This is a genomic window from Pseudonocardia xishanensis, assembly GCF_039541715.1.
Classification (GTDB): Bacteria; Actinomycetota; Actinomycetes; order Mycobacteriales; family Pseudonocardiaceae; genus Pseudonocardia; species Pseudonocardia xishanensis.
Genome location: NZ_BAABGT010000014.1, coordinates 94,141 through 102,457 on the forward strand (window position 1 = coordinate 94,141; position 8,317 = coordinate 102,457).

At 74.3% G+C, this 8,317-nt stretch carries 7 protein-coding genes and 1 pseudogene; 3 read left to right on the plus strand and 5 right to left on the minus strand.

Annotated elements, in window-relative coordinates; all coding sequences use genetic code 11:
• Window positions 1-18: 18 nt before the first annotated feature.
• Window positions 19-966 carry an AraC family transcriptional regulator gene (locus ABD993_RS04975; RefSeq protein ID WP_345413161.1) on the plus strand — a complete coding sequence of 316 codons (948 nt, stop codon included), beginning with the start codon at window positions 19-21 and terminating at the stop codon, window positions 964-966.
• Here the strand turns inward: ABD993_RS04975 and ABD993_RS04980 are convergent.
• Window positions 893-2,119 carry an MFS transporter gene (locus ABD993_RS04980; RefSeq protein WP_345413163.1) on the minus strand — a complete coding sequence of 409 codons (1,227 nt, stop codon included), beginning with the start codon at window positions 2,117-2,119 and terminating at the stop codon, window positions 893-895. The genes ABD993_RS04975 and ABD993_RS04980 overlap by 74 nt on opposite strands.
• A 43-nt stretch (window positions 2,120-2,162) precedes the next feature.
• Window positions 2,163-3,266: a DUF2332 domain-containing protein gene (locus tag ABD993_RS04985; RefSeq protein ID WP_345413164.1), complete on the minus strand. Its 1,104-nt coding sequence runs from the start codon at window positions 3,264-3,266 to the stop codon at window positions 2,163-2,165.
• An 86-nt stretch (window positions 3,267-3,352) separates the two neighbouring features.
• On the opposite strand from ABD993_RS04985, the gene ABD993_RS04990 reads away from it, so the two are divergent.
• A complete protein-coding gene (locus ABD993_RS04990) occupies window positions 3,353-3,850 on the plus strand; it encodes a bifunctional nuclease family protein (RefSeq protein ID WP_345413167.1) in 498 nt (165 codons plus the stop codon).
• A gap of 72 nt (window positions 3,851-3,922) precedes the next feature.
• Here ABD993_RS04990 and ABD993_RS04995 read toward each other — a convergent pair whose 3' ends face one another.
• Entirely contained in the window at window positions 3,923-5,119 is a 1,197-nt protein-coding gene (locus tag ABD993_RS04995) for an FAD-dependent monooxygenase (protein ID WP_345413169.1), read from the minus strand.
• A 141-nt stretch (window positions 5,120-5,260) separates the two neighbouring features.
• Here ABD993_RS04995 and ABD993_RS05000 point away from each other — a divergent pair, with 141 nt between their 5' ends.
• The gene (locus ABD993_RS05000; RefSeq protein WP_345413170.1) at window positions 5,261-6,133 is read left to right on the plus strand and encodes a TetR/AcrR family transcriptional regulator; all 873 of its coding nucleotides are present in this window, start codon (window positions 5,261-5,263) and stop codon (window positions 6,131-6,133) included.
• 33 nt (window positions 6,134-6,166) lie between these two features.
• Here ABD993_RS05000 and ABD993_RS05005 read toward each other — a convergent pair whose 3' ends face one another.
• Together ABD993_RS05005 and ABD993_RS05010 are read right to left on the minus strand one after the other, a co-directional pair.
• Window positions 6,167-8,020 carry an ABC transporter ATP-binding protein gene (locus tag ABD993_RS05005; protein ID WP_345413172.1) on the minus strand — a complete coding sequence of 618 codons (1,854 nt, stop codon included), beginning with the start codon at window positions 8,018-8,020 and terminating at the stop codon, window positions 6,167-6,169.
• A gap of 98 nt (window positions 8,021-8,118) precedes the next feature.
• Window positions 8,119-8,317: pseudogene (locus ABD993_RS05010) on the minus strand (bifunctional 5,10-methylenetetrahydrofolate dehydrogenase/5,10-methenyltetrahydrofolate cyclohydrolase); the annotation flags it as partial.

The following is an 8,317-nucleotide window of genomic DNA, read 5'->3' on the forward strand; positions in this document are numbered from 1 at the left end:
CGGTGGACGCTGACCGGCATGACGCACCCGCCGTGGACCCGGTCCGACGCCGTCGGCGAGGCCCTGCACGTCCTCCGGATGAGCGGCACCTTCTACTGCCGCTCCGAGCTGACGGTCCCGTGGGGATTCACGCTGCCCGCGATGCCGGGCTGTCTGTGGTTCCACGTCGTGACCTCCGGGCGGTGCCTGCTGGAGGTCGGCGACGAGGTCCTGGAGCTGGGCGTGGGCGACCTGGTGCTGGTCCCGCGCGGGGAGGGGCACGTGCTGCGCAGCGACCCGGCCGCGTCCACGCCGTCGATCATGGCGATCCCGCACGACATGGACGACCGGTACGCGGTGCTGCGCCACGGCGGCGGAGGGCCCGAGGCGACCATGGTGTGCGGGGCGGTCCGGTTCGACCATCCGGCGGCGCGCACGCTCGTCGGGCTGCTGCCGGAGCTGGTGCACGTGCCCGTCTCGCCGCTGACCGGTCGGCTGCAGGACACCCTGCGGCTCATCGCGCTGGAGGTCGAGGAGCTGCGGCCCGGCGGCGAGGCGGTGATCACCCGGCTCGCGGACGTCCTGGTCATCCAGGCCATCCGGTCCTGGCTGGAGACCGCCCCGCGGACCGGCTGGCTCGGCGCGCTGGCGGACCCCCGGATCGGCCGGGCGCTCGCGCTCGTGCACCGCGACCCGGCCCGGGACTGGTCGGTCGCGGCGCTGGCGGCGGAGGTCGCGATGTCCCGGTCGGCCTTCGCCGCGCGGTTCACCGAGCTGGTCGGCGAGCCCGCGATGGCGTACGTGACCCGGTGGCGGATGCACGTCGCGACGGACCGCCTGGGCGCGGGCGAGACGGTCGCGCGGATCGCCGCGGAGCTCGGCTACCGGTCCGAGGCGGCGTTCAGCCGGGCCTTCACGCGGGTGGTGGGGGAGTCGCCGAGCGCGGCGCGTCGGGCACGGCGGGCGCGGGACGTCCTCGCGGGCTGACCAGCCGTCGCGCCGCGGGGGTGGCCAGCCACACCGCCACGACGGCGGAGACGGCGGCGAGCCCCGCGAGCCCGGGCCCGAACCGGCCGCCGCCGACCGTCGCGAGCAGCAGCGGGACGAAGAAGCCCAGGTAGGAGCAGGCGTAGAAGGTGCCGGTGAGGGCGCCGCGGGCGGTCGGGTCGGCCAGCCGGACGACCAGCGTGAGCCCGGTGGCCAGGCAGATCCCGTAGGCCAGGCCCAGCAGCACCGAGACCGGCAGGACGAGCTGCCAGACCCCGCTCGTGTCCGCCAGCAGCCCGACGGCCGTGCCCGCCGCGCCGAGGGCGAGGGCGACCGCGCCGGACCAGGTGGTCCCCAGCCGTCGGACGAGCGGTTGGACGGCCACCCCGGTCCCCATCGTGATCCCCGCGACCACCCCGGTGACGGCCACGCCGACGCCGGGCATGACCGGCTCCAGCTCCAGCGGCAGCACGTTCACGGCGGTGGCGGCGTAGGCGAAGACCCCGATCGCGATCGGCACCACGACCAGCCCGAACGCCCGCCCCGCCCCCGCGGGCACGCCGAGGTTCACCAGCGGGCCCGGCCGGGGGTGCGTCAGCGTCTCCGGGACGCGCCAGACCAGCACCAACGCCGGCGCCAGCAGCGCCACGTGCACGAGGTACGGCAGCACGGACGGCCAGGGCGCCCACTGCCCGAGCAGCCCGGAGACCAGCGGTCCCAGCGCCCAGCCCCCGCCGAGCGCGACGGCCGTGGCCTGCGCCGGACGCCCGTCCGGCCACAGCTCGGCCAGCCACGCCGTGCCCACGCTGAACACGACGCCGGACACCGCGCCCTGGAGGAACCGGGCCGCGTACAGCGTCCACACCGCGGACGGCACGGCGAGGAACGCCAGCGAGGTGATCGCCGCGAGCACCACGAACGGTGCCACGACCTTCGCCCGCCCGATCCGGTCCGACAGCGGCCCCGCCAGCAGCAGCGCGGGCACCAGCCCCGCGGCGTAGACGCCGAAGGCCGCGGTCAGCGCGGTGGACGACAGGCCCAGGTCGACGCGGTAGTGCAGCAGCAGCGGGGTGGGCACGTTGGTGCCGTACGCGACAGCGAAGACCACGAACCACAGCGCTGATCCACCCCGGGCCCGACCACCGTGTCGCACCCCCGCACCGTAGGCGCGCGCACCCGCCGCCGGAACCCCGCCGCTACAGCCACTCCAGCCAGGACCCGCCCGGATGGGCCCGCCCGAGCAGCCGCGCCGAGGCGACCCCGTCGCGCACGGACAGCCGTCCGATCACCCCGAAGACCCCGCCCTCGCGGTTCTCGGTGAGCCACTGCGGCGGCACGTCGAGCCCCTGGACCGTCGTGGTCGCCTCCGGGCCGAGCGGGACGAGCGGATCGACGGAGATCCAGTCCAGGTCACGGCCGAGCCCGGTGACCAGCTCGCGGAACCGGGCCAGCCGCTCGGGCCCGAGGAAGACGTGCACGTAGGTGTCCACGAGGCAGACCGCGGTGTCCGCGGGCAGCGACCCGACGACGGCGGGCAGCACCTCCAGCACGTCCCCCCGCACGATCTCCGCGGGTTCGGCGCGGGCCAGGTCCACGGCGGCGGCGAACCGGGTGACCGCGCCGGCCTCGGGCGGGACGCAGGCGGCGAGCCAGGCCGCGGTGACCGGGTCCTCCAGGTCCGAGGGCTCGACGTCCACGCCGACCCGGGCGGTGACCGACAGCCGCTCCGGCAACGGCGGGACCGCCCCGCGGACGGTGCAGCCCACGGTCAGCGGTCCCGAGCCGACCGCGCGGACCGTGCCGTCCGGCAGCGTGTACTCGTAGGCGTAGCGGTCCGGCCGCAGCCCCAGGCCCGCCCCGGTCCCGAGGTCGACGAGGGCGAGCGGCCGCCCGGTCTCCGCGGCGACGGCGCCCAGCACGGGCAGCACGTCGACGCTGCGGGTGACCTCGTTCATCTGGTACCGGTGCCCGGCGCAGAGCGCCGCGATCGCGTCCCGCCGGTCGCGGACCAGCGCCTTCAAGGCCGGACGGAAGCCGCCGTCGTCGGGGGGCTGGGGGCCGCCGGGGACGGGGAAGTACCGGCGGACCGGGTCCGCCCCCGTCGTCACGACGGCGGTGATCGCGGCGGACAGCAGCAGCGCGGGCCGCCGGTCCGCCGGGATCCCGGCGCCGATGTCCCGCAGCACCTCGTCCTCGGCGACCGCGGTGAACAGGGCCGCCGTCAGCCACCAGCTCGGCGGCGACCCGGGCGCCGACCAGGCGTCCGCGATCGCGCGGGCCTCGTCCGCCACGGTGCTCATGTGGACGTGTTCGGGTCCGGGCCGGGTGTCGTTAGCGGTCTCGATCTGAGACACCCGCGCCCGCTGTGACCCAGCACACTGGCGGGATGCGGCCGATGCGGATGATCAGGCTCGTCGTCCACGCCCAGAGCAGGCAGCCGGTGCTGGTGCTGGGCGAGGTCGAGGGCGACCGCTGCCTGCCGGTGTTCCTGCGGCCACAGCAGGCGGAGGTGATCGCGGTCGGGCCGCGGGCGCAGGCGGAGGACCAGGGGCAGGCCCAGGACGTGCTGGTCCCGGTGGTGGGTGCGTTGGGTGCGCGGGTGGTGGGGGCGGAGATCACCGCGCTCGTCGACGGCGTCTACTCCGCCGACCTGGTCCTGCGGGACGCCGAGGCCGCCGAGGTCCGGGTCTCCGTGCGACCGAGCGACGCGCTGGCCGTCGCCGTCCGCGAGGGACTGGCGATCGGAGTGGCCGACGAGATCCTCGACGAGGTGGGCCAACCCACCGACGACCTCTTCCCCGACGGTGCGGACGCGCCCCCGCAGAAGCAGCTCAAGGACTTCCGCGAGTTCCTCGAGGACGTCACCCCCGACGACTTCCGGTGAGCCCCACCGACCCCACCGACCGCACCGACCCCACCGACCGCCCGACCGCACGAAAGTGCCGTTCGTGCAGACCTACCGCACGAAAGTGCCGTTCGTGCAGGAGTAGTCGGGCAGGTCGATCGCCTCCGCCTTGCTGAAGAACAGCCGCTTCGTCAGGCCTCGGAGTGGGCGGCTGACCATCAGTCGCATCATCACGATCCCCCGGCGGATCGCGCGGTGGGTGGGCGGCGCGTAGCCCCGGATCCCGCCGGGCGGCAGCTCCTGGGCCTGCGCGACGTACGGGCGCATCCGTTCCTCGTAGGCCGCGAACGCCTCGGCGACCGAGTCGTGCCGCCCGAGCTCGCCCGCGAGGACGTAGGCCCCGACCAGCGCGAGGCTCGTCCCGAGGCCGGTGAGCGGGGACGGGCAGTAGCCCGCGTCCCCGACGAGCGCGACCCGCCCCGTCGTCCAGTGGTCCATCCGCACCTGGGCGACGAGGTCGAGGTAGAAGTCGTCCGCGGCGTGCATGCCCTCGACGAGCTGCGGTGTCCGCCAGCCCATCCCCGCCATCCGCTCCGCGACGAGCGCCTTCTGCGCCGCGACGTCCCGGCGGTCGTACTCCAGCGGCTCGGACAGGAACGACAGCCCCGCCTTCGCCCGGCCCGGCACGGAGTCGGGGCGGGCCGACGCGACGCGGCCCGGTTCGTTGTACATCCGGTACCAGCCCTCGAGCCCGACCGGATCCGGCGCGGTGAACCAGGCCGTGTACCCGCCGATGGGCCGGACGAACCGCTCCTCCGGGCCGAAGGCGAGCCTGCGGATGCCCGAGTGCGGGCCGTCCGCACCGACGATCACGTCGAACTCCCGGACGGTGCCGTCGGAGAGGGTGGCGGTGCCGTCGTCGAGCGCGGTGACCCGGGTGCCGAACAGGTACTCGCAGTCGGTCGTGGCGTCGAGCAGGATCCGCGCGAGGTCGCCGCGGAGGATCTCGAGCTCGCTGACGATCCCGTCCCCGCCGAGGTCCGCCACGCGCATCTCGGCGAGGTGGTGGCCCTCGGCGTCGACGTAGGCGAGGCCCTCCTGCTCCATGCAGGCCGCGCGGACCGCGGGCATCAGCCCCATCCGCTCGATGATCGTTCGGCCCGCCCCGCGCAGGTCGACGGTCTGTCCGCCGGGTCGCGGGCCGGGCGCCGACTCGACCACGGTCACGGTGAACCCCTGCCTGACCAGCCAGTAGGCGAGGGTGGGTCCGGCGATGCCTGCGCCGGAGACGAGTGCGGTGCGCGTCATGCGTCCTCCTTGATGATGCACTTAAAGTACGGCGTACGCAGGTGTTCGCAAGGGGTTCACCAGGGGATACGATCGACCGTAGTAACGCGCTCTAGTGCGCGTCCGAGGTGCGCCGCCGGTGCACTAGTGCGGGGAGGGTGCATGGCGTACCGGGACGTCGTCGAGGTGATCCGGGCCCGGATCGAGGCGGGCGAGCTCACGCCGGGGGAGCGCGTCCCGTCCACGCGGCAGATCGTCGCGGAGTTCGGGATCGCGATGGCGACGGCGAGCAAGGTGCTCGCGGCGCTGCGGCAGGAGGGGCTGGTGCGGGTGCTCCCGGGGGTCGGGACGGTCGTCGCGGGCGGGGTGCGCGAACCCGAGCCCGAGCTCGGCCGCACCCGGATCGTGCGAGCCGCCATGCGGATCGCCGACGCGGAGGGGCTGGACGCGCTGTCCATGCGCCGGGTCGCCTCCGATCTCGGCACGGGGGCGATGTCGCTCTACCGGCACGTTCCCGGCAAGGAGGAGCTCCTGCTGCTCATGCGGGACGCGGCCTTCGGCGGGTTCCCGCTGCCCGCCGTCTCGCCCCCGGGCTGGCGCGCCCAGCTGGAGCTGTCCAGCCGCAGGCTCTGGGCGATGTACCGCCGTCATCCCTGGCTGGCCCGCATGACGTCGCTGACCAGGCCGTACGCCGGTCCGAACCAGATGCCGTACTCGGAGTGGAACATCCGGGCCCTCGGTGAGCTCGGCGTGGACGACGCGACGATCTTCCGCCTGCACCTGTCGCTGTTCGTCTACGTCCACGGCTCCGCGGGCAGCCTCGAAGCCGAGCGCCGGGAGGAGGCGGAGACCGGTCTGACCCTCGACGAGTGGCTGCTCGCCCGCGAGTCCGCGACCCGGTCGATCATGGACAGCGGCGCCTTCCCGCACTCGGCGCGGGTCTTCCTGGGCGCGGAGATCGACTTCGACCAGGACGAGATCTTCGAGACCGGCCTGAGCGCGATGTTGAGCGGCTTCGCGGCCCATGCGCGGTGAGTGGTGCCGAAGCGCCGCTCACCGTGCACCACCTCACGCCGCGAACTGGGTGTGGTGCAGGTCCGCGTACCGCGCCTCCCGCGCCAGGAGCTCCTGGTGGGTGCCCTGTTCGATGATCCGGCCCTGCTCCAGCACCAGGATCTGGTCGGCGTCCCGGATCGTGGAGAGCCGGTGCGCGATGACCAGGGCGGTCCGGCCCGCCAGTGCCTCGGCCAGCGCCGCCTGCACCGCGGCCTCGGAGGTCGAGTCGAGGCTGGCGGTGGCCTCGTCGAGGACCACCACGCGGGGCTTGGCCAGCAGCAGCCGGGCGATCGTCAGCCGTTGCCGCTCGCCGCCGGAGAGCCGGTACCCGCGCTCGCCGACGACCGTGTCCAGCCCGTCCGGCAGGCTCCTGACCAGCGGCTCCAACCGAGCCCGACGCAAGGCGTCCCAGATCTCGGAGTCGGTCGCCGCGGGTGCGGCCAGCACCAGGTTCGCCCGGATCGTGTCGTGGAACAGGTGCCCGTCCTGGGTCACGAAACCCACGTCGCCGTGCAGATCCGCGGTCCGCAGGTCGCGCACGTCCACCCCGCCGAGCCGGACCGCGCCGGAGTCGGTGTCGTAGAGCCGCGCGAGCAGCTGGGCGATGGTCGACTTGCCCGCCCCCGAGCTGCCGACGAGCGCGGTCATCGTCCCGGCGGGCACCGTGAACGACACGTCGTGCAGGACGGTGTCGCCGCCGCGGGAGTCCAGCGTGGCGACCTCCTCGAGGGAGGCCAGCGAGACCTTGTCCGCGGCGGGGTAGGCGAAGTCGACGCCCTCGAAGCGGACGTCCAGCGGTCCGGTGGGCAGCGAGCGGGGCACCGCAGGCTCGTCGATCATGGGCGGGAGGTCCAGCACCTCGAACACCCGCTCGAAGCTCACGACCGCGCCCATCACCTCCACCCGCGCCCCGGCCAGCGCGGTCAGCGGCGCGTAGAGCCTGGTCAGCAGCATCGCCAGCGACACGACGGCGCCGGGCGCGAGCGCCCCCGACAGCGCGAGCCCGCCGCCCACGCCGTAGACCAGGGCGAGGGCCAGCGCCGAGACCAGCGTCAACGCCGTCACGAAGACCCACTGGACCATGGCCGACCGCACCCCGATGTCCCGCACCCGAGACGCCCGCACGGCGAACTCCGCGGACTCCTCGGCGGGTCGCCCGAACAGCTTCACCAGGGTGGCGCCGGGCGCGGAGAAGCGTTCGGTCATCTGCGAGCTCATCGCGGCGTTGTGCGCGGCGCCCTCGCGCTGCAGGGCGGCGAGCCGCGAGCCCATCCGCCGCGCCGGGATCACGAACACCGGCAGCAGGACCAGCGCGAGCAGCGTGACCTGCCACGAGATCCCGAGCATCACCACGATCGTCAACACCAGCGTCACGACGTTGCCGACCACCCCGGACAGCGTGTCCGAGAAGGCCCGTTGGGCACCCAACACGTCGTTGTTCAGCCTGCTGACCAGCGCGCCGGTGCGGGTCCGGGTGAAGAACGCGACCGGCATCCGCAGCACGTGGTCGAACACGGCGGTCCGCAGCTGCAGGATCAGGCCCTCGCCGATCCGCGCGGAGAACAACCGGGTGACCAACCCGAGCCCGGCCTCGGCCACCGCGACGACGGCGATCAGCCCGGCCAGGCCCGCCACGACGCTCAGCCCGGAACGGGCGTCGATCGCGTCCACCACCCGCCCCGCGAGCAGCGGGGTCAGCACGGTGAGCACCGCGCCCACCGTGCTGAGGAGCACGAACACCCCGATCCGCCGCCGGTGCGGCCGCGCGAACCCCGCGATCCGCCGCAGCGTGACGGGCACGGGCGCGCGGTTCACCGCGGCCTCCTGCGAGGCGGTGCGCAGCGCCGACCAGGTGTTCACGTCCATGCCGGGAACGCTACGACCTCGACCGCACTTCAGGTCAAGCCGAGATGAACCTCAGTGCTGTTCGGACCATGATCGAACAGCACTGAGGTTCATCTCGCTCAGGTGGTGGCCTGCTCCGCCGCCGCGATGACGTTGCGGAACAGCATCGCCACCGTCGTCGGGCCGACGCCGCCGACGCGGGGGGTGATCGCGCCCGCGACCTGCTCGCAGGACTCGTCGACGTCCGGCAGCAGGCGCTTGCCCGAGTACCGCACCCCGCCGCCGACCACCGTGGCGCCGGGCTTGACGTGCTCGGGC